The following is a 25,685-nucleotide window of genomic DNA, read 5'->3' on the forward strand; positions in this document are numbered from 1 at the left end:
GGGAAGCGCCCCGAAACCCGGGAATGCGCCCCGAAACCGGAGCCTGCGGCCGGCGCGCGAGGGCTACCCTGACAAGCGTGACCGATTCGCGTTTCCGCCCCGACGTGCCCGATGTCCACCGCCCGTACTCCGCCGCGCCGGACCGGTACGAGCGCGCCCGGTTCCGCCAGGTCGGCTCCTCGGGGCTGTACCTGCCCGCGATCTCGCTGGGGCTGTGGTGGAACTTCGGCGACAACATCCCGCTCGACAACCAGCGCGCGCTCCTGCGCCACGCGTTCGACCGCGGGATCACGCACTTCGATCTCGCCAACAACTACGGCCCCCCGTACGGCTCCGCGGAGAAGAACTTCGGGCGCATCCTCGCCGAGGACCTCCGCCCGTACCGGGACGAGCTCATCATCTCGTCCAAAGCCGGGTGGGACATGTGGCCGGGCCCCTACGGGGACCTCGGCAGCCGGAAGTACATCCTCGCCAGCGCGGAGCAGTCGCTGACCCGGATGGGACTCGACTACGTCGACATCTTCTACTCGCACCGGGTCGACCCGGTGACGCCGGTCGAGGAGACCGTCGGGGCGCTGGACACCCTGGTCCGCCAGGGCAAGGCGCTCTACGTCGGAATCTCCTCGTACAGCGCCGAGCGCACCGAGGCCGCGATCGACGTGGCCCGCGACCTCGGGACGCCCCTGGTGATCCACCAGCCCGCTTACTCGATGCTCAACCGCTGGGTCGAGGACGGTCTCACGGACACCCTCCGCGAGGAGGGCATGGGCGCGATCGCCTTCACACCTCTCGCCCAGGGGCTGCTCACCGGCAAGTACCTCCAGGACGGCACGGCGGAGCGGGCGCAGAAGCGCGGCTCGCTCCCCGACGCCCCGCTGAGCGAGGAGGGGCTGACGACGCTGCGTGCGCTCGCGGACATCGCTCGCGAACGGGGTCAGTCCCTGGCCCAGCTCGCGCTGCAGTGGGTGCTGCGCGACGACGTCGTGGCGTCCGCGCTGATCGGCGCCTCGCGGCCCGAGCAGCTCGACGAGAACCTCGCGGCGCTGGACGCCGCGCCGCTCACGGACGAGGAGCTGTCGCGCATCGACGAGCTCGCGGGGCGCATCGACGTGAACCTCTGGGCGCGCTCCTCGGAGCTGTGAGCCGATCATGAACCCGGCCGCCCTCCCGTCCGTGCGCGTGCGGGCGCCGGGGAAGATCAACCTCTTCCTCGGCGTCGGCGGACGCCACGACGACGGCTACCACGCGCTCGCCACCGTGTTCCAGGCGGTGTCGCTCACGGAGGACGTGGTCGCGACCGCCGCCCCCGGGTTCCACCTCACCGTCGAGGGCGCGGCCGACACGGAGTCCGTGCCGACGGACGACCGGAACCTGGCCATGCGTGCGGCCAAGCTCCTGGCGTCGGCGACGGGATACGAGGGCGGCGTGCACCTCGCGGTGCACAAGAGCGTCCCGGTGGCCGGGGGGATGGGCGGCGGCTCGGCCGACGCGGCGGCGGCGCTCGTCGCATGCGACGCGCTGTGGGGGACGGGGCTCAGCATCGCGCGTCTGCACGAGCTGGCCGCGCGACTGGGCGCGGACGTCCCGTTCGCCCTGCACGGCGGCACCGCGGTCGGGACCGGCCGCGGCGATGTGCTCACGCCGGCGCTGGCGCGCGGCCGGCTCGACTGGGTGCTCGTGCCAAGCGACGAGGGCATGTCCACGCCGGCGGTCTACGGCCGCCTGGATGCGCACCGCGACGAGGAGGGGGCGCTCGCCGACGACCCGCCGCTCTCGCTCGACGTCCCGCCGGCGGTGCTGCAGGCGCTGCGCGCGGGCGATCCGCACGTGCTCGCCGACGAGCTGCACAACGACCTGCAGGTCGCGGCCCTTCTGGAGCGACCGGATCTGCAGACGGTGATCGACGAGGGCGTGGCCGCCGGGGCGCTGCGGGGGATCGTCTCCGGCTCCGGCCCGACGGTCGCGCTGCTGTGCGAGGGGCCGGGCATCGCCGCCCGGGTCCGGGAGCGTCTGGGCGCGTCCGGACGCCGGGCGCTGCACGTGCATGGCCCGGTCCCCGGCGCGCGGGTCATCGGCTGAACCCCGGATGAACGGTCGCCGACGACTCCGAATCCGTGATCGGGAGCGCCGGGTCCTTCCGTAGCGTGACGTCCGGATGCAGCGGAATCGCTGCCAGGACGACGGGAGATCCGGATGGGACTGTTCAACCGCAAGTCGATGCAGGAGCGCCAGGCCGACGCGGCCAGGATGGCCGAGGACATCGCCGAGGGGCGCGGGTTCATGGGCAGGATGACCAAGGCCTTCATGGGCAGCGAGTTCACGGACAGCATGAAGCAGGGGATGGCCGCGCTGAACGCTCCCGAGCAGTTCGCGGCGCTGGTCGCGTCCGGCGTCCCGGTGGAGATCGCGACGGTCGTGTCGGTGCAGGACACCGGGATGACGATCAACGACAACCCGAGCGTGGTCCTCGTCGTGGATCACGACGGGCGACGGCAGGCGCTCACCACCCTGGTCTCGCGCCTGGAGATCCCGCGGGGCGGCGACCGGGTGCGGCTGGCGCGGGATCCGCAGACGACCCAGCTCCTCTACGGCGGACTGGCCTAGCGCCGGCGCGGATGCGGCGGACCCGGAGGCAGGTCATAATGGGGAGACTCATGTGACCGTGCACATTCCGGGAGGCCGTGTTGTCCAGCCCTCCCGATCGCGCCCGGATGCCGAGCATCCGGGACGTGGCGCGGCTGGCCGGCGTCTCGCACCAGACCGTGTCGCGGGTGCTCAACGAGCATCCCAGCATCCGGCCCGAGACGAAAGCCCGGGTCCTGGACGCGATCGCGGTCCTCGACTACCGGCCGAACGTCGCCGCCCGCGCCCTGGCCACCAGCCGCTCCAGCACGCTCGGGATCCTCTCGGCCACCACGGGGGAGTTCGGCCCTACCTCGTCCATCGCGGCGATCGAGGACGCCGCGCGCGCCGAGGGATACTCGGTGAGCACCCTGAACCTGCCGGAGACGACGCCGGAGGCGATCGGCGCCGCGGTGCGCCAGCTCGTGCGCGAGCACGTGGACGGGATCGTCGTCCTCGCGCCGCAGGTCCGCGTGTTCAACGTGCTGCGGGGGACGGCGGTCGCGGTCCCGTTCGTGAGCCTGCAGACGGCCTCGGGATCCGACGGCGTGAGCCTGTCCGCGGACCAGGTCGCCGGCGCCCGCATGATCACCGAGTACCTGATCCGGCTCGGGCACACCGACATCCTGCATCTCGCGGGTCCGCAGGACTGGATCGAGGCCGAGTCGCGGATGCGGGGGTACCTCGAGGCCCTGCGGGACGCGGACCTGCCGACGTTCCCCCCGATCCGCGGCGACTGGACGGCGGACTTCGGGTACTTCGCGGGGCAGGAGCTCGCCCGCCGCCGTGACTTCACGGCCGTGTTCGCCGCGAACGACATCATGGCGATCGGGCTGATGCACGGCTTCCGCGACGCCGGGCTGCGCGTGCCCGCCGACGTGAGCGTGGTCGGGTTCGACGACATCCCGGTCGCGGCGCACGTCGCCCCGCCGCTGACGACGATCCACCAGGACTTCCCCGAGCTCGGGCGTCGCGCCGTGCAGATCCTCCTCGCCCTCATCCGCGCGGAGGAGCCGCCGTCGTTCGGGCCGGTGGTGCCCGTCCTCTGCGGTCGCGAATCCGCCGCGTCACGGTCCTGACGCGAATCGCGCGCCGCACTTGACAGTGCGGGGGCGGCGATGCACGATGTTACCCAATGTGAACGGTCACATCGGAGGTGGCCGTCGGTATCGAGGAAGTCCCGTGAGCACCACAGCAACGTTGCCGGCCGTGTCGGGCCCCATCCTGGAGATGCGGTCCATCACGAAGCAGTTCCCGGGCGTGAAGGCGCTCGCGGACGTCTCGCTGACGGTCCGGACCGGCGAGATCCACGCGATCTGCGGGGAGAACGGCGCCGGCAAGTCGACCCTGATGAAGGTCCTGTCCGGCGTCTACCCGTACGGCTCCTACGACGGCGAGATCCTGCTCCACGGCCAGGAGCAGCGCTTCCGCGACATCGCGGCGAGCGAGGCCGCGGGCATCGTGATCATCCACCAGGAGCTGGCGCTGATCCCCGAGCTGTCGATCACCGAGAACATCTTCCTCGGCAACGAGATCCGCCGCGGCGTCCGCATCGACTGGACCGAGCAGAAGCGCCGCACCGTGGAGCTTCTGGCGCGGGTGGGACTCAACGAGGACCCCGACATCGCCGTCAAGCACCTCGGCGTCGGCAAGCAGCAGCTGATCGAGATCGCCAAGGCGCTGAACAAGGACGTGAAGCTCCTCATCCTGGACGAGCCGACGGCCGCGCTGAACGAGAACGACTCGCAGCACCTGCTCGATCTCATCCTCGGGCTCAAGGCCAAGGGGATCACGTCGATCATCATCAGCCACAAGCTCAACGAGATCGAGCAGATCGCGGACGAGATCACCATCATCCGCGACGGCCGCATGGTCGAGACGCTCGACATCGGCCGGGGGGAGATCAACGAGGACCGCATCATCCGCGGCATGGTCGGACGCTCCCTGGAGAGTCGATACCCCGACCGCGAGCCCGAGATCGGCGAGGTCTTCTTCCAGGTCAAGGACTGGTGGGTCCAGCACCCCACGGTCTCCGAGCGGATGGTCGTGAAGGGATCGAGCATCGAGGTGCGCCGCGGCGAGGTCGTCGGCATCGCCGGGCTCATGGGCGCGGGGCGCACCGAGTTCGCGATGAGCATCTTCGGGCGCTCCTACGGGACGTTCCTGTCCGGAACCGTGATCAAGGACGGCCGCGAGATCACGATCCCCGACGTGCGCAGCGCCATCCGTCACGGCCTGGCCTATGTCAGCGAGGACCGGAAGGTGCTCGGGCTCAACCTGCTCGACAGCATCAAGAGGTCCATCGTGTCGGCGAAGCTCTCCAAGATCGCCCGGCACGGCGTCGTCGACGACCGGGCCGAGGCATCGGTCGCCGAGCGGTACCGTCGGTCGCTGCGCATCAAGACGCCGACCGTGGAGCAGGGCGTGAACACGCTCTCCGGCGGCAACCAGCAGAAGGTCGTGCTGGCGAAGTGGATGTTCACGGATCCGGATCTGCTCATCCTCGACGAGCCCACGCGCGGGATCGACGTGGGCGCGAAGTACGAGATCTACGCGATCATCAACGAGCTCGCAGCGCAAGGCAAGGGCGTCATCGTCATCTCCAGCGAGCTGCCGGAGCTGCTCGGCATCTCCGACCGCATCTACACCGTCTTCGAGGGACGCGTCACCGACTGCATCCCCGCATCCGAAGCCACCCCGGAGGCGCTCATGCGCAGCATGACCTCCCTGACCCAGAAGGCGCAGACCACCGCATGAGCACGACGACCGAGACCGAGAAGCGCGGCTTCCATTTCGGCGACATCCGGAAGATGTTCGGCGGGGGGCAGTCCACCGGCCGGCAGTTCGGCATCCTGGGCAGCCTGATCGTCATCATCGCGGTGTTCCAGATCTGGACGCTGGTGGCCAAGGGCACCGGGCTCACGCTCGCGCCGGGGAACGTCATCAACGTCGTCAACCAGTACTCCTACATCCTGATCCTCGCGATCGGGATGGTGATGGTCATCATCATGGGCCACATCGACCTGTCGGTCGGCTCGGTGGCCGCCTTCACCGGGATCATCGTCGCCAAGTCCATGGCGGAGTGGCACTGGCCCTGGTGGGCGGCCATCCTGCTGGGCGTGGGCGTGGGCGTCCTCGTCGGGGCGTGGCAGGGCTTCTGGGTCGCGTTCGTCGGGGTCCCCGCGTTCATCGTGACCCTGGCCGGCATGCTCTTCTTCCGGGGCGCCAACCAGTTCATCGGGGACTCGGCGACCGTGCCGGTGCCGAAGGAGTTCCAGTACATCGGGGCCGGATACCTCCCGGAGCTGGCGCTTCCCCTGAACTTCAACGTGCCGACGATGATCCTCGCGGTGCTGGCCGTCTGCTGGGTGGTCGGCTTCGAGTTCTGGCTGCGCAGGTCGCAGCGCAAGATCGGGGCCGAGCAGGCGCCGCTGTGGGTGAGCATCGTCAAGGTGGTGCTGATCTCCGCCGTCATCCTCTACGCCGGCTGGCTGTTCGCGACCGGCCGCGAGGGCACGAGCTTCCCGATCTCCGGCGTGATCCTGCTCGTGCTCGTCATCCTGTACACGTTCCTCACGCGCAACACCGTGTTCGGGCGGCACATCTACGCCGTGGGCGGCAACCGCCAGGCCGCCCGGCTCTCGGGCGTGAAGGATCGCTGGACGGACTTCTTCGTGATGATGAACATGTCGGTCCTGGCCGCGGTCGCCGGCATGATCTACGTCGCCCGCGCCACCGCCTCCGGTCCGCAGGACGGCAACGGCTGGGAGCTGGACGCGATCGCCTCGGTCTTCATCGGCGGCGCGGCCGTCTCCGGAGGCATCGGCACCGTGATCGGCTCCATCATCGGTGGCCTCGTCATGGCGTTCCTCAACAACGGTCTCGCGCTTCTCGGCTTCGGCGCCGACGTCGTCTCGATGATCAAGGGCCTCGTGCTGCTCGTCGCGGTCGGTATCGACGTGTGGAACAAGCAGCAGGGACGCCCCTCCGTGACCGGGTTCCTCACCCGGCGCCTCTCCCGGCGCGAGCCGGAGCCCTTCCCGACCCCCGCGAGCCCGTCGGCGAGCGGAAAGTAGGCGGTCGTCGCCGCGACCGCCGGACACCAGAAAAGAGATCACATGAAGAAGCGAATCCTGCTCGGGGCGACAGCGCTCGTCGCCGCCGGCGTCATGGCTCTCGCCGGCTGCTCCTCGGAGCGCGGCGGCGGCTCGGGCGGCACCTCCGAGGGCGGATCCGAGACCTCCGCTCCCGCCGGTTTCGAGGCGGGCGCGACGATCGGCGTCGCCCTCCCGGACAAGACCAGCGAGAACTGGGTGCTCGCGGGCAAGCTGTTCACGGACGGGCTCGAAGAGGCCGGTTTCAAGGCTGACGTCCAGTACGCCCCGGCCAGCAACACCGTGGCCGAGCAGCAGAACCAGATCCAGGCCATGGTCACGGGCGGCGCGAAGGTCATCATCATCGGCGCGAAGGACGGCAAGCAGCTGTCCACGCAGGTGCAGGCCGCGCACGAGGCCGGGGCGACGGTCATCGCCTACGACCGTCTGATCGAGAACACGGACGCGGTCGACTACTACGTCGCCTTCGACAACTTCAAGGTCGGACAGCTCCAGGGCCAGGCGCTCCTGGACGGCCTCGAGGCCCGCGCCGGTCACCCGGCCCCCTACAACGTCGAGCTGTTCTCCGGGTCGCCGGACGACGCCAACTCGGCGGTCTTCTTCGACGGGGCCATGGAGGTCCTCCAGCCGAAGATCGACGACGGCACGCTCGTCGTGGCGTCCGGGCAGACCGACATCAAGCAGACGGCGACCGACGGCTGGAAGGCCGAGAACGCGCAGCGCCGGATGGACTCGATCCTCACCTCGACGTACGGGGACAAGACCGTGGACGGCGTGCTGTCGCCGAACGACACGCTGGCCCGGGCGATCATCACCTCCGTCCAGCAGGCAGGCAAGCCGGTCCCGGTCGTGACGGGGCAGGACTCCGAGGTCGAGTCGGTCAAGTCGATCATGGAGGGCATCCAGTACTCCACGATCAACAAGGACACCGCGCTGCTCGTGGAGCAGTCGATCAAGATGGTCGGCCAGCTCCAGAAGGGCGAGAAGGTCGACGTCAACGACACCGAGCAGTACGACAACGGCGTGAAGGTCGTTCCCTCGTACCTGCTCGACCCGGTCATCGTCACGAAGGAGAACGCCGCCGAGGCGTACGCCAACGTGCCGAACCTGCTGGAGATCGTCAAGCAGTACCAGTGACCGCCGGCGGCGTCCTCGTCGCAAGCCGAACGCCGAAGGGCCGCACGGTCGTGACCGTGCGGCCCTTCGCGATGGTCGGGCGTGGGAAATCGGGCGTCAGCGGCATCGCCGCACGCGACGGATCGCCGCGGATGAGCGTGGGTCAGCCGGTGAGGGACAGGAGCGCGGGATCGGTCCTCGCCCGTCCGCCGAGGCGGGGCGTGCGCGCCGGATCGCTCCACGGCGGCGGGAGGAACCACACCCGCGCCGCGACGCCGGTGCCGTCGATCCGGATGTCCCAGCCGTTGTCGTGGATGAGGTGGTGGCAGGTCTCGCAGAGGAGGACCCCGTTGTCGAGATCGGTGGGACCGGTGTCACGCTGCCACCACCGGATGTGGTGGACCCGGGTCAGATGCGGCGGGAGACCGCACATCGCGCACCCGCCGTCGCGTTCGGTCAGCGCGAGCTTCTGAGCCCGGCTGAAGAGCCGCCGCCGTCGACCCCAGTCGAGGACCTCTCCCCGGCTGCCGCAGACCCAGGGGATGACGCTTCCCCCGGCCGCCATCCGGCGGGCCGTGGCGATGCTCACCGGCTGTGCGATGCCGTCGATCATCGCGGACCCCGTGCCCGTCTGGAGGTCGCCGAGCCCGACGCGCACGACGACCGTGGCGCCGTTCAGGGGCGTGCTCCGCTCGCAGCCGAGCGCATGGGCGGCGAGATGGGACAACGCATCCGCGCGGATCTGCGCGACCGGGCGGCGGTCGGCGTCCATGGCCCCGGGGTGGCGCCCCTCACGCGTGGCCGCGAACTCCGCGGAGACGTATCCGTCGATCGCGGCGAGGAGAGGGGCGCCGGAATCCGGGTCGAATCGGCCGTCGAGGTGGATCATGCCGTCCCGCTCGACGATCGTCAGCGAGCGCTGCGCGCGCAGCTGCTCCTCCCGGGGCGCGACGCCGTCCGGGTCCAGCCAGGCCTCGGCGCGAACGATCAGTCTCCGGATCTCGTCGATCGAGAGTCCCGGCACCTGCTCCGTCAGCACCTGCTCCGCTTCGGCGATCCGCTGTGCGCCGACCTTCACGCGCACCCGGTCGAGCAGCGCGATGACCGCACCGGCCGCGGAGGCGCCGATCGTGCCCGCGTGCAGCGCGGCCTGCACCGCCGGATACCGTGCCGGCATCGGCTCACCGATCAGGTTGGTCCGCGGTGCCGTGGCCTCGCCGACCTTCACCAGGCGCTGCGCCTCGCCCGCGGAGGCGCCGGTGCTCGTCGCGATGAGGTGGGCGGGCGTACGGAAACCCTGCTGCTTCGCCAGGCTCTCCGGCCCGAGCTCCGGGCGGGACTCCTCCGCGATGCGGGCGGCGATCTCGGCGTGCACCGCGTCGAGCCGGCGCCGGACCAGACCGGCGGCGTCGTTCGCGGCGATCAGGTCCGCGCGGGTGAGCGTGGCCCCGTCCGACCGCGCCGACGCCAGGGCGGCGGCCGCCTGCTGGAGGATGCGGATCAGATCGGGCATACTCCGAGCCTAGCTTCAGTCGGCCCGACATTCGAAGAAATATTCGAAGAGAGACTCATTCGTGACCTGGAATGCAGGCATGTCGGATCCTCCGCCGTCCGGGGCGACATCCTCAAGAACGACGAGGGGTGCGAGCCCCCTCCCGGCGGGCGCCGAACGTGCGCGCGGAGCCGTCTACCCTGGTAAGGACATGGCACATCTTCTCGGGGCCGAAGGCCTCCACCTCGAATTCCCCACCCGCATCGTCTTCGACTCCGTCACCCTCGGGGTCGAGGAGGGGGATCGCATCGGGATCGTCGGACGCAACGGCGACGGGAAGTCGAGCCTCCTGGCGATGCTCGCCGGTCGCCTCGACCCCGACGCCGGCCGGGTGACGGTCCGCGGCGGAACGCGGATTGGCGTGCTCGACCAGGCCGACGTCCTCGACGACGCGCTGACCGTCGCCGCGGCCATCGTTGGCGATGTGCCGGAGCACGAGTGGGCGGGGGACCCGCGGGTCCGCGACGTCATCGACGGGCTGGTCGGCGACCTCGAATGGACGGCTCCCGTGGCGGCGCTCAGCGGTGGCCAGCGGCGCCGGGTGGCGCTCGCGCGGCTGCTGGCGGGCGACTGGGACATCATCGCGCTGGACGAGCCCACGAACCACCTGGACGTCGAGGCGATCACCTGGCTCGCGGCCCATCTGAAGAAGCGCTGGGCGGCGAACCAGGGCGCGCTCCTGGTCGTCACCCACGACCGGTGGTTCCTCGATGAGGTGTGCACGGAGACCTGGGAGGTGCACGACCGGATCGTCGAGCCCTTCGAGGGCGGGTACGCGGCGTACATCCTGCAGCGGGTCGAGCGAGACCGCATGGCGGCGGCGACCGAGGCCAAGCGGCAGAACTTCGCCCGCAAGGAGCTCGCGTGGCTCCGTCGCGGCGCCCCGGCGCGGACGAGCAAGCCGAAGTTCCGCATCGACGCGGCCAACGCCCTCATCGCGGACGTGCCGGAGATCCGGGACCGCGTCGCGCTGCAGTCGCTCGCGGTGTCGCGACTGGGCAAGGACGTCGTGGACCTGGTCGACGCCGGCGTCACGTATCCCGCGACCGACCTGAGCCCGGAGCGGACCGTGCTGCGTGACGTGGAGTGGCGGATCGCGCCGGGGGAGCGCACCGGGATCCTCGGCGTCAACGGCGCGGGGAAGTCCACGCTCCTGGGTCTCGTCGCCGGGACGATCGCGCCGACCTCGGGGCGCGTCAAGCACGGCAAGACCGTCCAGGTCCGCACGCTGACCCAGCGCCTGGATGAGCTCACGGAGGTCTGGGACGACCCGGTGCGCGTGGTGCTCGGGCGCCTGCGGACCACGTACACGTTCGGGACCGGATCCAAGGCCGCCGAGCTCACGCCGGGCCAGCTCCTCGAGCGGCTCGGGTTCTCGTCCGCGCAGCTGTCCACCCCGGTGAAGGACCTGTCGGGCGGGCAGCAGCGGCGACTCCAGCTGCTGCTCGTGCTCCTCGACCAGCCGAACGTGCTGATCCTCGACGAGCCGACGAACGACATGGACACAGACATGCTCGCGGCGATCGAGGACCTGTTGGACTCGTGGCCGGGCACGCTCATCGTCGTCTCGCACGACCGGTACTTCCTGGAGCGGGTGACGGATCAGCAGTACGCGATCCTCGACCAGCGTCTGCGTCATCTTCCCGGCGGAGTCGACGAGTACCTGCGTCTGCGGGAGCGCGAGCAGGCCACCGGAGCCTCGGTCGTCGAGCGCGGGAACCGAGACGAGACGCCGGCGCCGGCGACGGCCCTCGACGGCGCGGCGCGCCGGGCGGCGGAGAAGGAGGTCTCCGCGCTCGAGCGGCGCATGCAGAAGCTCGCGGCCCGGATCGACGCCGCCAAGCACGCCTTGGCCGAGCACGACCAGTCCGACTACGCCGGTCTCGGCGAGCGGATGAAGGAGATCTCCGCCCAGGAGGCGGAGGTGGCAGAGCTCGAGGAGCGCTGGTTCGCGCTGACCGAGCAGCTCGGCTGAGGGCGCGATTCCTGGACCCGGTTCCAATATCGACTCCTGCACCCGGTTCCAATATCCCGGTTGCACCGCGAGGTGCGCCGCTCGCTACAGTGGAGCGGATGAGCACCGGGAGCCCTGCCGACGTGACCCGAGCCCGCCTCCTCTCCGCCGCTGCGGAGGAGTTCCTGGAGCGCGGCTATGCGGCCGCGTCGCTCTCTCGGATCGCCGAGCGGATCGGCCTCACCAAGGGGGCGTTCAGCCACCATTTCCCGACGAAGGACACGCTCATCGACGCCATGATGAGTCACGTCGTGACGCACGCGCCGGAGATCGTCCGCGCCGCGGAGGAGGCGTTTCCCGAGAGCCCCGTCCGCGCGTGCGTGGCGGTCATGGGCGGGACGGCGGCGGCCGCCCACCGCGACCCGGTCGTCGCGGCGGCCATGCTGCTCTTCCAGGATCTGTCCGTGGACAGCCGCCGGGTCGCGCCGATGCGTCGCACGATGGCGGAGATGCTGGAGGGCAGGCTGCGCGGCGCGGTCGAGCGGGAGGGATACACGCTCACGATGCCGATCGACGACGCCGTCCAGTACCTCGTCATCGTCCTGGAGGGGTTCCTCCCGGCGAGTCGGTTCCCGGACACGTTCCGCCCCCATCATGAGCCCCTGTTCGTCCGAGCGGCGCTCGCGGGGATCGGGATCGGCGACGCGGAGGCGGTCGTCCGCGACGCTCTGACGCACCTGACCGTGGCGGAGAGCGCCGACTGAGATCCGACGCGGACGCGCCGGCGGTCCTGCGCGGTTGCGTCGTCGCTCGGCGGCGTCTACGCTCGACGGACGAGATAGACGACCGTCTATCTCCACTGGGGGCGAAGTCCGGGGGAGCCGGTCAGGGGGATGACCGGCTCGCGTCGGACCTGGGCCCGCGCACGGTCGGACGATGCGCGGGCCCCGCCGCCCCTGTCGTGACCGCATCGCAGGGAATACCGTGACCCTGTCGGACGCTGAGACCCCCGCGGGCCTCGCCGCGCCCGCCCCTCGACGCCGCGATCGTCCGGACCTCGGACGCCCGATGGCCCGTGCTTGCGGAGGTGGACATGGAAGGTCTCGAGATCACGGTCCTGCTCGGACTCACGATCCTCGTCGGCACTCTGCTCGCCCCGCGGCTGCGCCTCGCGCTGCCGCTGGTCCTCGTGGTGCTCGGGCTCCTCCTCGGTTTCGTCCCGGCCCTGCGGCAGGTGCAGCTCCCGCCGGAGACGGTCCTGCTCCTGTTCCTCCCCGTCATGCTGTTCTGGGAGAGCCTCACCACGTCGCTGCGCTCCATCCGTCGCGATGTCCGCCACATCCTGCCGATGAGCACGCTGCTGGTCGTGGCGTCCGCGTTCGCCGTGGCGGGCGTGGCCGTGCTCCTCGGCCTGCCCTGGGAGATCGGCCTCATCCTCGGCGCCGCGGTCGCGCCGCCCGACGCCACCGCGGTCGCCGCGCTCGGACGGCTTCTGCCGCACCGCATGTTCATGAAGCTCAAGGCGGAGAGCCTCACCAACGACGGCACCGCGCTCGTGCTGTACGCGATCGCCGTGACGGTCGCGACCGGTGGGCGCATCACGCCGTGGTCGGTCACCGGGACCGTGATCGTGTCCTATCTCGGCGGGATCGCCGCCGGCGCGGCGGTGGCCGGAGCGGCCGCGATGGCGCTGCGCCGGATCCGGTCCACCCTCGCGATCAACCTCACCCTCCTGCTCGTCCCGTTCGCCGCCTTCCTCGTGGCCGAGCTCGTGCACGCCTCCGGGGTCCTCGCCGTGGTCGTCGCCGGTCTCGTCGTCGCGTACGTCCTGTCGCAGATCACGACGGCGGCCTCGCGCCGCCAGGCCGACGCCGCCTGGCCCTTCGGGGTGTTCCTGCTCAACGGAGCGCTGTTCGTCCTCATCGGGCTGGAGGTCCAGTACGTCGTCCACGAGGTTCCGTTCGCACGCATCGGCCGGCTCGTGCTCGTCACCCTCGCCGTCTGGGCGACCCTGTTCCTCGTCCGCTACCTCTTCCAGTGGCTGAGCGCCCCGTTCCTGCGCTCCGGCGGTCCTCGGCCGGCGTCCGGCGTCCGCGGTCGTGCGCGGCTGGTCTCGACGGTGGCGGGCATGCGAGGGGCGGTGTCGTTGGCCATCGCGCTGTCCGTGCCCCTGACCACGTCCGACGGCGGTGCCCTCACCGGACGGGAGGACGTCATCGTGGTCACGGCCGGGGTGATCCTGCTGAGCCTTCTCGTGCAGGGCCCCCTGCTGCCGGTGGTGGTGCGCTGGGCACGTCTGCCCGTCGATCACACCGAGGACGAGGAGTACGAGCTCGCCGAGAGGACGATCTCCGGTGCCGCGCTCACGGCTCTCGACGACCTGGCGCGCGAGCACGGCGTGAGCGACGAGGTTCGCGACCGGATCCGATTCGAGGGGTACCAGATGCTCGAGCTCGCCAACGCCAGGACCATGGCGCGGGAGCAGGCGCTCATCGATGCCGAGGCGGAGGCGCTGGACGTGCTCCTCGACGAGCCGGATCCGCTGGCCGCGTCGACCGGCGCCGCTGTCGAGGCGACGCCGTTGCAGATGATCGCCTCGTCCACGGACGTCGACCTGCGGCAGCGCTCGCCGATCCTGCGCCACGAGGAGCACACCCGGCTGAAGCTGGCGATGCTGGACCGCAAGCGCGAGGTGCTGCGGGGACTGCGCCGGGCGGGCACCGTGGACGATCTCGTCGTGCGCCGGGTCTCGGCGCGACTGGATCTGGAGGAGGTCAGGCTGCGAGGCGTCGAAGAGTTGGCCTGAGGGTGTGCGGACCGGGCAGCGTCGGCACGTCGGTCAGGGGCGGATGAACACCCCGGTGCCCTGGGGGAGCTCCGCCAGCTTGGCGATCGCGGCCTCGTCCACCCGCAGGCAGCCGTTGGAGTTCGCCCCGGTGCGATCGTCGTGATAGTGGAACGCCGTGACGGCGGCCTCGGCGCCGCCGAAGCCGTCCAGCGTCGGCGACTGCACCGACAGGTACACCAGGGGGTGCCCCCGGGTGTACTCGAACTCGGGCACGGCACGGGTCATCATGATGAAGGACCGGCCCAATGGCGTGGGCGACTCCGCCATGCCGGAGCCGAAGTCCGTCGCGATCGTCTCGCGCGCGCCGCCGCGGACGATCTCGATGGTGCGAGCGGAGAGGCTGACCTCGACGACGGCCTCGGCGGGGGCGAGCTCGACGTCGGCCGCACGGAGCCACCCCGTGATCTGGCCGGCGTTGCCGCCGGAGGGCAGGGCCTGGCGACCGGTGAGGAGCACCCGGACCCAGTTCTGCTGACGCTCCACCACGGCGACCGTGGTGCCGTCGAACGTGTAGTCGCGGGGGAGGGCGGCCACGGGTGGCCCGAGGGGGTCCGCCCAGACCGGTGCCGCCTCCCCGGTCACCCGGGCGGTCAGCCCGAGGAACGGCGCGTCGGGCGTCGGATCGACGGGCAGGGCCGGGATGACGGCGAACACGTCCGCCTGGGGGAGGGTCGCCGTGTCGTACGCGATGTTGTTCGCGGGGAATCCGGCGGGAGTGGCCGAGGTCGGCGTGGGGGTCGCGGACGCGGACGCGGTGGGCTTCGGCGTCGGGTGTGTCACGGGCTCGGCGGGGCGGGGCCACAGCAGCACCGCGAGCAGGGCGACCAGCAGCGCCGCGATCAGGGCGACGAGCACCCACCCCCGGCGTCCGAAGCGGCGGCGAGGCGGGGTGTCGACGGTCTGGTCAGCGGCATCCACGGGTCCATCCTCCGACGGGCGGCCTCCGTGCGGCAACCGCGGCGTTCCCCTGCACGGCGCGCGGGGTCCCCGCCGCGCTCGCTGTGACGCCGTGTGACGGCCGGATTCGGACGGGACCGGATCCCGCATCTACCGTGTCTGAGTCCCCCGAGAGAGGAACCCACAGCCATGTCCCGTCGTCTCACCTCCGTGCTCGCCGCCGCCACCGCGGCCGCGGCGCTCGTCGTCTCCCTCGCCGGCTGCGCGTCCGGCTCCGCCGGTGCCGAGAACGGCTCCGCCCCCGACGAGGTCGTCACCATCGGCGTCGTCGGCAAGAGCGACGCCCAGTGGCCCGCCTTCGTCGCCGCCGCGAAGAAGGAGGGGATCACCGTCGAGCTGAAGGACTTCACGTCCTACGAGGAGCCCAACCCCGCCGTCACCGAGGGCGACCTCGACCTCAACCAGTTCCAGCACATCGTCTACCTCGCGCAGTACAACGTCGCCTCGGGAGAGGACCTGCAGCCGATCGGCTCAACGGCGATCTACCCGCTGGGCCTGTACTCGCAGAAGTACGACGACGTGAAGGACATCCCGGAGGGCGGAAAGGTCGCCGTCCCCGACGACGCCTCCAACCAGGCGCGCGCCCTCCTCGTCCTGCAGTCGGCCGGGCTCATCGAGCTCAAGAGCGGCGGGACGATCTTCTCGGATCTCGCCGACGTCGACGAGGGGAAGTCCAAGGTCGCCGTCACGGCCCTCGAGGCCGCGCTGATCCCGACCTCCCTTCCGGACGTGGACGCCGCGATCATCAACAACGACTTCGTCGAGCAGGCCGGTCTCTCCTTCGAGGACGCGATCGCCCAGGACGACCCGCAGGACCCCAACGCCCTGCCGTACGTCAACATCTTCGCGGCGCGCGCGGAGGACAAGGACAACGAGACCTACAAGAAGCTCGTCGAGATCTTCCAGACCGACCCGGCGGTGCAGAAGGGGCTGCTCGAGTCCTCGGGCAACACCGGCGTGCCGCTGCAGACGCCCGCGGAGGACCTGCAGGCGTCGCTGACGACGGTCGAGAAGGACGTGAAGGCCCACAAGGGCTGACCGCGGCCCCACCCGCGCAATGAGAGAATCGGGCGGCGCCACGAGCGTCGCCCGATTCGTCCTGTCGAAGCACACCGGAGCACCACCATGCCGATCGTGAGTCTGCGAAACGTCACGAAGTCCTACCCGTCGCCGCAGCGCGACGCCCCCGCCGTGACCGCGGTGGACGACGTGTCCCTCGACATCGAGAAGGGCGATGTCTTCGGCATCATCGGCTATTCCGGGGCGGGCAAGTCCACCCTCGTGCGCCTGATCAACGCCCTGGAGCCGGCCTCCTCCGGCTCGATCGTCGTCGACGGCACGGACATCACGACGCTGCCGGAGAAGGCCCTTCGGACGCTGCGCGGCGGCATCGGGATGATCTTCCAGCAGTTCAACCTGTTCTCGTCGAAGACCGTGCGGGCGAACGTCGCCTACCCCCTGAAGCTCGCCGGCTGGTCGAAGGCGGACATCGACGCCCGGGTGAGCGAGCTGCTGGCCTTCGTCGGCCTGAGCGACAAGGCCCGCGCCTACCCCGAGCAGCTCTCCGGCGGCCAGAAGCAGCGCGTCGGCATCGCGCGCGCGCTGGCCACCCGTCCCGCCATCCTGCTGGCCGACGAGGCCACCAGCGCCCTGGATCCCCAGACGACGCACGAGGTGCTCGCGCTGCTTCGCCGGGTGAACGAGGAGCAGGGCGTGACGATCGTGATCATCACCCACGAGATGGACGTGATCCAGACGCTCGCGACCAAGGTCGCCGTGATGGAGAACGGACGTGTCGTGGAGAAGGGCGACGTCTTCCAGGTCTTCTCCGACCCGCAGAACCCCGCCTCGCAGCGCTTCGTCGGCACGGTGATCAAGGGCGTGCCCTCGCCGGCCGAGATCGCGACCCTGCGGGAGCGGCACGCGGGCCGGCTCGTGACCTTCTCGTTCCGCGACGGCTCCGCCTCCCAGGCACAGGTCTTCGTCGACCTCGCCCAGGCCGGGCTGGAGTTCGAGCTCGTCTACGGCGGCATCAACGACATCCGCGGCCGCGCGTTCGGGCACCTCACCCTCGCCATCCGCGGCGACGAGGCCGTGCTGCGCCGCACTCTGGCGGCGATCGCCGAGAGGGTCGACGTGACCGAGACCGGGGAGGTGCGCTGATGGATCGGCTCATCGAGCTTGCCCCCGAGTTCTGGACCGCGGCGGCCGAGACGCTGTACATGGTCGCGATCGCCCTCGTGGCGGGCGGGCTGCTCGGCGGCGTGATCGGCACGGGGCTCTACACGACACGTCCGGGCGGACTGCTGCGCAACCGCGTCGTCTACGGCATCCTCAATCTCCTGGTGAACTTCTTCCGCCCGATCCCGTTCGTGATCTTCATCGCGGCGATCCAGCCGCTCACCCGGGCGGTGATCGGCAGCGGGATCGGCATCAACGCGGCCGCGTTCGCCCTCTCGCTGGCCGCGTCCTTCGCCATCGGGCGCATCGTGGAGCAGCATCTCCTCGCGGTGTCGCCGGGGGTGATCGAGGCGGCCCGCGCCATGGGGGCGGGCCCCTGGCGGATCCTCGCGACCGTCGCCATCCCGGAGGCCCTGGGCGGGCTGATCCTCGGGTACACCTTCATCGTCGTCGGCATCATCGACATGACGGCGATGGCGGGCGCGCTCGGTGCGGGCGGGCTCGGGCACTTCGCGCAGTCGTACGGTTTCCGCCAGTTCGAGCCCGTGGTGATGTGGGCCGCGATCGTGCTCATCGTCGTCTTCGTCCACCTGGTGCAGACGCTCGGAACCTGGCTCGCCCGCGTCGTGATGCGGCGCTGACGCGGGGCGAAGATCATCCTCCCGTAGGGGGTCGGACGGTACCGCAGGAGGACGAGGGGCGGGGGAGCGTCTTCGTACCGTGGTGTCATGGCCGACCTCCTCCCCGCGCTCCTGACGACGCCGTGGCTGCCCCTGGTGGTCTTCGCGTTCTGCCTCATCGACGGCTTCTTCCCTCCGATCCCGAGCGAGACCGTCGTGATCGGGGCGCTCACCCTGATGCTGTCGGCGGGCACGGCGGCCGGGGGAGCGCCGTACGCTGCGGCCGGGGTCATCGCGGCGGCCGCGCTGGGCGCCGCGACGGGGGACAGCATCGCCTACTACCTCGGCCGCCGATTCGGGCTCGCGCGCTGGGCGTGGCTGCGCCGGCCGCGCGTGCAGAAGGCGCTGGAGTGGGCAGGGGCCCGGGTGCATGCCCGACCGGCGATGCTGCTGCTGACGGCCCGCTACATCCCCGTCGGGCGGGTCGCGGTGAACATGACCGCCGGCGCCACCCGCCTGCCGTACCGGCGCTTCCTGCCGCTGAGCCTGCTCGCGGCGGTCTGCTGGACGGCGATGAGCATCCTGCTGTCCGTGTTCGCGGCGAGCTGGCTGGGGCACTCGCCGGTCCTCGCGGCCGTGGTCGGCGTCGTGATCTCGGTGATCCTCGGCCTGGCCGTGGACCTCGTCGCCCGGCTCGTCCGGAGGGTCCTGAAGCGCCACGACGGCGCGGCGGAGGACGCCGACGCGGCCGGAGCGGTCAGCGCCGGGGAGCGGCGCTCAGAGCTCGTCGGGTGACGAACCGGCGGTCCTCGCCGGTGAGCGGATCGGTGAAGCGCAGCTCCCGGGCGAGCAGCTGGAGCGGGCGGGTGAAGTCGTCCGGCGCCTCCGGGAGAAGGTCCGGGTAGAAGCCGTCCCCGAGGATCCCCGTCCCGAGCGCCGCGAGGTGCACGCGGAGCTGATGCATGCGTCCGGTGTGCGGACGAAGACGGGTGTGCAGGACCGCGTCGTCGAACCCGATCAGCTCGATCCGCGTCTCGGCGTTCGGCTCGCCCTCCCGGTCCACCTGGACCGTGACGGTGCCGCGGAGCTTGTCGATCCGGTTGCGGTAGACGATCGGGAACTCGTGACCCGCCAGCCGCGGGCTCGTCGGGTCCCAGTCCGCGGGCAGGGCGGAGACCGCCTCGTACACCTTCTCGACCTCGCGCCGCTCGAACAGGAGCTGGTACGCGCCGCGGGTCTGCGCGCGGGCGGAGAACATCAGCAGGCCCGCGGTGGCGCGATCGAGACGGTGGATCGGCGTCAGCTCGGGGTTCTCCAGTCGGTTGCGCAGCCGGACCAGCGCCGAGTTCTGCAGGTACTTGCCGCCCGGGGTGGTCGGCAGGAAGTGCGGTTTGTCGATGACCACGAGGTCGTCGTCGACGTGGAGGATCTCCTCCTGGAACGGGATCTCCCGCTCGACGGGCGGCTCGCGGTAGTACCAGACGAAGTCGTGCGCGCCGAGGGCGGTGCCCCGCGTGAGAGCGGAGGCGTCCGCCGCGACGATCTCGCCCCGGTCGAAGCGCCGCAGGAGCCGCTCGGGGTCGAGGTGGAAGAACCGCTCGACCATGTAGTCGGCGATCGTCGGCCACGGGCCGGTGCGGGGGACGCGCAGGCGGGTGGCGCCGACGCCGTCGCGGACGGGGAGCGGGGACGCCATGCCCATGGGTCGACCGTCGCCGGGCTATCGTGCGTCGTAGCGGCAGGTGACCGTGCCCGTGCCCGTCTCCTCCACGACGATCTCGCCGTTCCAGAGGATCTGGCACTCGACCTGCGCGGAGGCGTCCTCGCGGGCGGCCTCGACGGTCAGCTCCGCCCAGGAGCCGGTGGTCGGGAAGCTCTTGTATCCGCCGTCGGAGGGCCAGGTCATCGTGTCCGACTCGCCCTCGGAGGAGAAGGTCGCGTGCAGCGTGCCCGGGCCCTGACCGCGCAGCTCGACCTGGTCGTGCGGGGCGGACAGCGCGGCGAGGCCGAAGAGGAAGACGGCGAGCAGCGCCACGTCCACGGCCAGCGCGACGATCGCCGAGGCCAGGGCGGCGCGAGGACGGCGGGCACGGATGCCGAGCACGAGCCCCGTGACGGCGGCCGCGGCCGCGATCACCAGCAGGATCCCGAAGACGATGTTGCGCGGTGCGAGGTACGGGATCACCAGGGCGGCGCACAGGAGCAGGGCCGCGGACGACAGCCAGATGGCGGTCGTCGCCGTGCGTGACCGGACCCGTGAAGGCGCGTCGGATGCGGCCGGGAGAATGGTGTCGTCAGACATGAGGCGCTCTCGAAACTTCTTGGGGCGTGCCCGACTTGCCGCAGGGCGTGGACTACTCTACCTGCGGGGGGAGAGTCGCGCTTCTCGTGCTCTTCGATCCGTCCTCATCGGGCGAACGACGAGCGACGGGCTCCCCGGACGACGATGCAGGGAGATGTGCGGTGGCGACCTACGGCGAACTCGACACGATCATCGGCCAGATGAAGAAGGCGGCGATCGACTGCTGGATGGCGGATCAGGACTTCGACCCCACCTGGGGCAACGCGGACTGGTCCTACAACAAGTGGGGCTGGGCCCCCTACCAGTACCGGCGGCCCGCGGCGGACGGCAGCGGGGGCGGTCAGAGCGTGGGCTACGGCGACGGCGTGACGTGCGAGGCGCAGTTCGACGAGATCCGTTCGGCGATCGACAGTCTCGTCGAGCGCTGGAAGGGGCTGCCGACGGGATCGGCCGCAGAAGGGCCGCAGGGGCAGAACGCTGCGGCGGCCGCGATCCTCGGCAGCGGCGGAGCCGGGCCCTCGGTGCAGAACAGCGGTGAGATCTCCGACGCGAACAACAAGGTGTACGGCGCCGTCCAGGAGATGAAGGGCCTGTTCGTGGCCCCGTTCCTGATGAAGTACTGCACGAAGACCTCGACGATCCAGAGCGGACTGGCTCAGGCGAACGTCATCCTCCACGCGAACTACTCCGCGCAGGCCGCGATGTGGACCGCGGTCCGCAACGACGTGGCGACGATCTGCGACAACGCGCGCAAGGCCTGGAAGACGCAGGCGGAGACCGCCGCCGCCGAGAACGCGAAGTTCCAGCTCTCCGTCGCGGGGGCTGTCGTGTCGGCCGTCGCCGCAGTGGTGACCGCACCGACCGGGCTCGGCGTCGCCGTCGGGGCGCTGGCCACGGTGGCGGCCGGGATCACGACGGCCGTGGCCAAGGTCTCGGAGAACGCCGCCGTGGAGATCTCGGGGAACTCCTACAGCAGCATCTACAAGTCCACGGCCGAGGCGCTGAACAAGCTGAACGAGTCGATCACGGCGCAGGAGAGGGCCCTGAACGACGCGATGACCGAGGCGATGAACACGATCCACGGCAACATCGCGGACTACAACCTCGACGCCGTCTCGCTCGGAGACATCCCCGCCACGGATGGGACGATGCGGATGGACCGGACGCTGTCCTCGACCGCCTCCAGCCACATGGTCCTCGTCGACGAAGCGCTCGCCGAGGCCCGCACGGCGCTGGGGAGCCCCCCGGGGTCGAACCCGACCCCGCGCAGCTCCCTGGTGGGCGTCTATCAGGGCACCCATGCGTCGGCGACCGCGCTGTGGACGCTGACCGCGCGCTGCCTCGAGCTGACGTCGGCCGAGTACAACCGCGGACGCATGCTGTTCGACGCGACGGTCGAGGACTACTTCTCGGCGGACGCCTCCGCGAAGCAGAAGGTCGCCGAGCTCCTGGCGGACGAAGCGTTGACGACCGAGGTGGGAGTCTGACATGTGGGAGAGCCGAGTCCTCGGGCCGATCGAACTCGACGGCGGGTCCGGAGGCGGGTGGATGGACACCGAGATCGACTTCCTGGGCACGCCCGTGCCGGTCCGTCTGGAGATCGACCACCCGGACCGTCTGACGCAGTCGTTCATCGACGGGCTCGACGTCGTCCTGGAGCGGCTGGAGATCCCGGACCGGATCTCGCGGGACGCCATCGCCTCCGCGCTGCGCAATGAGGCGTCCGCACCGGCGCAGCTGTACCGGGCGTGGGAGCGGACCCCGTCGGGCGCCCGGCGCTCCACCGACGAGTTCCTCGCCGGGCTGCAGCCGAGGAGGATGACGATCACACCGGACGGCGGGCGGGTGAACCTCGACCGGGTCGTGCTGAAGTACGGCCTGGCGGACGCGTCGGTCTCGGGCGAGATCACCGTGCGTCTGCCCGCGGCCTCCAGCGGACCCGAGATCGACCCCGCGCCGCGTCAGGGGTACTGAGGGGCCGCCCTCAGAGGTCGAAGCTGAGGCTGAGCTTTCGCAGCAGGGCCGCGAGGCGGTCGCGGTCGCCGCGGGAGAGCGCCGACAACAGCGTCGCCTCGGCGTCCACCAGCCGGGTGATCGCGGCGTCCACGCGGACGCGTCCGTCGTCGGTGAGCGTGACGAGGACGCTGCGTCCGTCGCCGGGATCGGATTCGCGTCTCACCAGCCGGCGTCCGACGAGCCGGTCGATGCGGTTCGTCATCGTCCCGCTCGTCACGAGGGTCTGCTGCATGAGCTGCTTCGGCGAGAGCTGGAACGGCGCCCCCGCGCGACGCAGCGCCGAGAGCACGTCCCATTCCCACGCCTCGAGGTCGCTGCGGCGGAACACGTCCCGACGCGCGCGGTCGAGGTGGTGCGAGAGCCGGTCGACGCGGGAGAGGACCTCCAGCGGCGAGAAGTCGAGGTCGGGGCGCTGACGGTCCCAGGCCGCCACGATCCGATCGACCTCGTCGCCCTGTGCGGCCGCGTCCGTGCTCATCCGCCCATTATCCCGCCCGCGGCCCGCTGGCCGGTTCTCCCGGGTCCCGCGGACTGTTTCCCCGGTGTTCGCGCAGGGGAGCGGCGTCGGCGCGTGGCAGACTTGTCGGGCGGCCCGGGCGGCCGCGGTCCGCCGTGGTGTAATGGCAGCACGACAGCCTTTGGAGCTGTGAGGTTCAGGTTCGAGTCCTGGCGGCGGAGCATGACCGGTAACGACCTCGCCATCATCGTCCTGGCCGCGGGCCAGGGGACGCGCATGCGTTCGCGCCTGCCCAAGGTGCTCCACCCCATCGGCGGGCGTCCGCTCGTCGGGCACGTCCTGGCCACGGCCTCCCGGCTGGGCGCCGCGCACGTGGAGGTCGTGGTGCGCCACGAGCGCGATCAGGTCGTGGCCGCGCTGGCGGACGCCTATCCCGGGGTCGTGTTCGTGGACCAGGACGAGGTCCCGGGGACGGGACGCGCGGTGCAGGTCGCGCTCGAGTCCCTGCCGGCGGAGTTCGTCGGTGACGTCCTCGTGCTCTCCGGAGACGTGCCGCTCCTGGAGGCCGACACGCTGCGTGAGCTCGTGGACGCGCACCGGGCGGCGACGGCCGCAGCGACGCTGCTGAGCGCCGTCGTGCCGGATCCGACCGGCTACGGTCGCGTCATCCGTGACGCTGACGGACATGTCGCCCGCATCGTCGAGCAGCGCGACGCCACCGCCGAGGAGGCCGCGGTCACGGAGATCAACGCGGGGATCTACGTCTTCCGTGCGCCGCTGCTGCGCTCGGCCCTCTCGCGCGTCGAGCGGCACAACGCGCAGGGCGAGATGTACCTCACCGACGTCGTGGCGCTGCTGCGCGGCGACAGCGAGCGAGTCTCGGCCACCGTCACCGCCGACGTCCCCTCCACGTTCGGCATCAACGACCGCGTCCAGCTCGCCGAGGCGGCGCGCACGCTCAACGACCGGATCGTGCGCCGCTGGCAGCGCGAGGGCGTGACGATCCTGGATCCTGCCACGACCTGGATCGACGACGAGGTGACGCTCGCGCCGGACGTGACCATCCTGCAGAACACGCAGCTGCTGCGCGCGACGGTCGTCGCGGAGGGCGCCACCATCGGCCCGGACACGACCCTGACCGACTGTGAGGTGGGGGAGGGCGCGACGGTGCGGCGCACCGATGCGAACCTCGCCGTGATCGGCGCCGGCGCCACCGTCGGGCCCTTCTCGTTCCTCCGCCCGGGCACCGTGCTCGGCGCGAACGGCAAGATCGGCGCCTACGTGGAGACGAAGAACGCGCAGATCGGCGAGGGCAGCAAGGTCCCGCACCTCTCCTACGTCGGCGACGCGACGGTGGGGCGCGGGGTCAATCTCGGCGCCAGCACCATCACCGCCAACTACGACGACGTCAACAAGCACCGCACGGAGATCGGCGACGAGGTGCACACCGGCGCGCACACGGTGCTCGTCGCGCCCGTTAGGCTGGGGGACGGCGCGAAGACGGGTGCGGGCGCCGTCATCCGCAAGGATGTCCCCGCCGGTGCCCTGGCCATGACCGTCGCCCCTCAGCGCAACGTCGAGGGGTGGGTCGAGAAGAACAGGGCAGGCACGGCGGCGGCGGAAGCCGCCGCGCGGGCCGATTCGGCGGAATAGGCGGGTCCGATGGGGCGCAGCAAGAAGAAGACGGTCGAGCTGGATCGGGACAACGGCATCGCGCCCGGCCTGATCGCCAAGACGAAGAAGCGGCTCGTCGTCGCGGGAGGGCGCTCGGTCCCCGAGCTCACCCGCCAGGTCGCCGATGCGCTGGGCACCGAGATCGCCCCCGTCGAGCACCGCACCTTCGCCTCCGGCGAGATCTACGCGCGCTTCGAGGTCTCGATCCGCGGCTGCGACCTGTTCATCGTGCAGTCCTTCGGAGAGCCGGTGAACGAGTGGCTCATGGAGACGCTCATCATGCTCGACGCGGCCAAGCGGGCGTCCGCCAAGCGCATCACCGTCGTCGCCCCGTACTATCCGTACTCCCGTCAGGACAAGAAGGGGCGCGGGCGGGAGCCGATCAGCGCCCGTCTGGTGGCGGATCTGCTCAAGACCGCCGGCGCGGACCGCGTGATGAGCGTGGACCTCCACGCCGCGCAGATCCAGGGCTTCTTCGACGGTCCCGTCGACCACCTGTTCGCCAAGCCCGTGCTGCTCGACCACTTCGAGCGGAACCTCACCGCAGAGGACCGCGAGACGCTCACCATCGTGTCGCCGGACATGGGCCGAGTGCGGGTCGCCGACACCTGGTCGGACAGCCTCGGCGCACCGCTCGCCATCATCCACAAGCGCCGGGATCCGAAGGTCGCCAACCAGGTCTCCGTGCATGAGATCGTCGGCACCGTCGAGGGGCGCACGTGTCTCCTCGTCGACGACATGATCGACACCGGCGGCACGATCGTGAAGGCGGCGCAGGCGCTCAAGGCCAACGGCGCCCGTCGCGTCATCGTCGCCGCGACGCACGCGATCTTCAGCGACCCGGCCTCCGACCGCCTGCAGGACTCCGCGATCGACGAGGTCGTCGTGACGGACACGATCCCGTTGACCGAGTCCCGCCGCTTCTCGACGCTCACGGTCCTCCCGATCGCGCCGCTGCTGGCGACCGCGATCCGCCAGGTCTTCGAGGACGGCTCCGTCACGAGCATGTTCGGCGGCGACGCCTAGGCGCGACGCCGCCCCGATCTGCACACTCCGTCCCGTTCTGCACACTCCGTCCCGATCTGCACACTCCGTCCCGATCTGCACACCAATTCTGCCCGTTCGCCCGCGAATCGGATCGTGGTGTGCGGATCGGACCGCGGGCCGCGGAACGGTCGGCCCCCGATCTGCACACTCCGTCCCGATCTGCACACCAATTCGACCGGTTCGTCCGTGGATCGGGATCTGGTGTGCGAATCGGGACACGGGCG

At 70.8% G+C, this 25,685-nt stretch carries 22 protein-coding genes, 1 tRNA gene and 1 pseudogene; 19 read left to right on the top strand and 5 right to left on the bottom strand.

What is annotated here, in order from left to right; all coding sequences use genetic code 11:
- Window positions 1-77 precede the first annotated feature (77 nt).
- From mgrA to K8F61_RS00610, 7 genes and pseudogenes are all read left to right on the top strand, one after another.
- Window positions 78-1,142, top strand: coding sequence for an L-glyceraldehyde 3-phosphate reductase (mgrA, locus tag K8F61_RS00580; protein WP_231820354.1), 1,065 nt, complete (start codon window positions 78-80; stop codon window positions 1,140-1,142).
- A 7-nt stretch (window positions 1,143-1,149) separates the two neighbouring features.
- A complete protein-coding gene (locus tag K8F61_RS00585) occupies window positions 1,150-2,079 on the top strand; it encodes a 4-(cytidine 5'-diphospho)-2-C-methyl-D-erythritol kinase (RefSeq protein WP_231820355.1) in 930 nt (309 codons plus the stop codon).
- 114 nt (window positions 2,080-2,193) lie between these two features.
- On the top strand, window positions 2,194-2,604 hold the full coding sequence (locus K8F61_RS00590) for a hypothetical protein (protein WP_231820356.1): 411 nt from the start codon (window positions 2,194-2,196) through the stop codon (window positions 2,602-2,604).
- Between the two features lie 107 nt (window positions 2,605-2,711).
- Window positions 2,712-3,701 carry a LacI family DNA-binding transcriptional regulator gene (locus K8F61_RS00595; RefSeq protein WP_231820357.1) on the top strand — a complete coding sequence of 330 codons (990 nt, stop codon included), beginning with the start codon at window positions 2,712-2,714 and terminating at the stop codon, window positions 3,699-3,701.
- Window positions 3,702-3,891: 190 nt separating this feature from the next.
- Window positions 3,892-5,379: pseudogene (gene mmsA / locus K8F61_RS00600) on the top strand (multiple monosaccharide ABC transporter ATP-binding protein); the annotation flags it as partial.
- Complete coding sequence (gene mmsB / locus K8F61_RS00605; RefSeq protein WP_219085844.1) at window positions 5,376-6,698, top strand: multiple monosaccharide ABC transporter permease; 1,323 nt, start codon at window positions 5,376-5,378, stop codon at window positions 6,696-6,698. The pseudogene mmsA and the gene mmsB, both read left to right, overlap by 4 nt.
- A 42-nt stretch (window positions 6,699-6,740) precedes the next feature.
- Entirely contained in the window at window positions 6,741-7,874 is a 1,134-nt protein-coding gene (locus tag K8F61_RS00610; protein ID WP_067245490.1) for a substrate-binding domain-containing protein, read from the top strand.
- Window positions 7,875-8,016: 142 nt separating this feature from the next.
- Here K8F61_RS00610 and K8F61_RS00615 read toward each other — a convergent pair whose 3' ends face one another.
- A complete protein-coding gene (locus K8F61_RS00615) occupies window positions 8,017-9,366 on the bottom strand; it encodes an HNH endonuclease signature motif containing protein (protein WP_231820358.1) in 1,350 nt (449 codons plus the stop codon).
- 190 nt (window positions 9,367-9,556) lie between these two features.
- Between K8F61_RS00615 and K8F61_RS00620 the strand changes: the two genes are divergently transcribed.
- The 3 genes from K8F61_RS00620 (at window position 9,557) to K8F61_RS00630 (ending at window position 14,165) form a co-directional block, all read left to right on the top strand.
- Window positions 9,557-11,380: an ABC-F family ATP-binding cassette domain-containing protein gene (locus K8F61_RS00620; RefSeq protein WP_231820359.1), complete on the top strand. Its 1,824-nt coding sequence runs from the start codon at window positions 9,557-9,559 to the stop codon at window positions 11,378-11,380.
- Between the two features lie 98 nt (window positions 11,381-11,478).
- The gene (locus tag K8F61_RS00625; RefSeq protein ID WP_231820360.1) at window positions 11,479-12,123 is read left to right on the top strand and encodes a TetR/AcrR family transcriptional regulator; all 645 of its coding nucleotides are present in this window, start codon (window positions 11,479-11,481) and stop codon (window positions 12,121-12,123) included.
- A 329-nt stretch (window positions 12,124-12,452) separates the two neighbouring features.
- Window positions 12,453-14,165, top strand: coding sequence for a Na+/H+ antiporter (locus tag K8F61_RS00630; protein ID WP_231820361.1), 1,713 nt, complete (start codon window positions 12,453-12,455; stop codon window positions 14,163-14,165).
- 33 nt (window positions 14,166-14,198) lie between these two features.
- Here K8F61_RS00630 and K8F61_RS00635 read toward each other — a convergent pair whose 3' ends face one another.
- On the bottom strand, window positions 14,199-15,125 hold the full coding sequence (locus K8F61_RS00635) for a L,D-transpeptidase (RefSeq protein ID WP_067245507.1): 927 nt from the start codon (window positions 15,123-15,125) through the stop codon (window positions 14,199-14,201).
- Between the two features lie 168 nt (window positions 15,126-15,293).
- Here K8F61_RS00635 and K8F61_RS00640 point away from each other — a divergent pair, with 168 nt between their 5' ends.
- From K8F61_RS00640 to K8F61_RS00655, 4 genes are all read left to right on the top strand, one after another.
- Entirely contained in the window at window positions 15,294-16,202 is a 909-nt protein-coding gene (locus K8F61_RS00640; protein ID WP_067245510.1) for a MetQ/NlpA family ABC transporter substrate-binding protein, read from the top strand.
- 87 nt (window positions 16,203-16,289) lie between these two features.
- Window positions 16,290-17,327, top strand: coding sequence for a methionine ABC transporter ATP-binding protein (locus tag K8F61_RS00645; protein WP_067245511.1), 1,038 nt, complete (start codon window positions 16,290-16,292; stop codon window positions 17,325-17,327).
- Window positions 17,327-17,986 (top strand): methionine ABC transporter permease, encoded by a 660-nt coding sequence (locus K8F61_RS00650; protein WP_067245513.1) that lies wholly within the window; start codon window positions 17,327-17,329, stop codon window positions 17,984-17,986. The genes K8F61_RS00645 and K8F61_RS00650 overlap by 1 nt, the downstream gene beginning before the upstream one ends.
- 87 nt (window positions 17,987-18,073) lie before the next feature.
- On the top strand, window positions 18,074-18,760 hold the full coding sequence (locus K8F61_RS00655) for a DedA family protein (RefSeq protein ID WP_231820362.1): 687 nt from the start codon (window positions 18,074-18,076) through the stop codon (window positions 18,758-18,760).
- On the opposite strand, the gene K8F61_RS00660 is transcribed toward K8F61_RS00655, so the two are convergent.
- Both K8F61_RS00660 and K8F61_RS00665 read right to left on the bottom strand, forming a co-directional pair.
- A complete protein-coding gene (locus K8F61_RS00660; RefSeq protein WP_231821588.1) occupies window positions 18,723-19,661 on the bottom strand; it encodes a pseudouridine synthase in 939 nt (312 codons plus the stop codon). The genes K8F61_RS00655 and K8F61_RS00660 overlap by 38 nt on opposite strands.
- A 24-nt stretch (window positions 19,662-19,685) precedes the next feature.
- Window positions 19,686-20,267, bottom strand: coding sequence for a hypothetical protein (locus K8F61_RS00665; RefSeq protein ID WP_231820363.1), 582 nt, complete (start codon window positions 20,265-20,267; stop codon window positions 19,686-19,688).
- A 161-nt stretch (window positions 20,268-20,428) separates the two neighbouring features.
- On the opposite strand from K8F61_RS00665, the gene K8F61_RS00670 reads away from it, so the two are divergent.
- Window positions 20,429-21,754: a hypothetical protein gene (locus tag K8F61_RS00670; RefSeq protein WP_219085837.1), complete on the top strand. Its 1,326-nt coding sequence runs from the start codon at window positions 20,429-20,431 to the stop codon at window positions 21,752-21,754.
- A gap of 61 nt (window positions 21,755-21,815) precedes the next feature.
- Window positions 21,816-22,241, top strand: coding sequence for a hypothetical protein (locus K8F61_RS00675; protein WP_231820364.1), 426 nt, complete (start codon window positions 21,816-21,818; stop codon window positions 22,239-22,241).
- A 10-nt stretch (window positions 22,242-22,251) separates the two neighbouring features.
- Here the strand turns inward: K8F61_RS00675 and K8F61_RS00680 are convergent, their stop codons facing one another.
- The gene (locus K8F61_RS00680) at window positions 22,252-22,761 is read right to left on the bottom strand and encodes a MarR family winged helix-turn-helix transcriptional regulator (RefSeq protein WP_231820365.1); all 510 of its coding nucleotides are present in this window, start codon (window positions 22,759-22,761) and stop codon (window positions 22,252-22,254) included.
- A 128-nt stretch (window positions 22,762-22,889) separates the two neighbouring features.
- On the opposite strand from K8F61_RS00680, the gene K8F61_RS00685 reads away from it, so the two are divergent.
- The 3 genes from K8F61_RS00685 (at window position 22,890) to K8F61_RS00695 (ending at window position 25,440) form a co-directional block, all read left to right on the top strand.
- Window positions 22,890-22,961: transfer RNA gene (locus K8F61_RS00685), tRNA-Gln, on the top strand.
- A 1-nt stretch (window position 22,962) separates the two neighbouring features.
- Window positions 22,963-24,393, top strand: a complete 1,431-nt coding sequence (glmU, locus tag K8F61_RS00690; protein WP_231820366.1) for a bifunctional UDP-N-acetylglucosamine diphosphorylase/glucosamine-1-phosphate N-acetyltransferase GlmU — start codon at window positions 22,963-22,965, stop codon at window positions 24,391-24,393.
- A 9-nt stretch (window positions 24,394-24,402) separates the two neighbouring features.
- Window positions 24,403-25,440, top strand: coding sequence for a ribose-phosphate diphosphokinase (locus K8F61_RS00695; protein WP_067245541.1), 1,038 nt, complete (start codon window positions 24,403-24,405; stop codon window positions 25,438-25,440).
- Window positions 25,441-25,685 lie beyond the last annotated feature (245 nt).

It is taken from the genome of Microbacterium resistens (assembly GCF_021172025.1).
Lineage (GTDB): Bacteria > Actinomycetota > Actinomycetes > Actinomycetales > Microbacteriaceae > Microbacterium > Microbacterium resistens.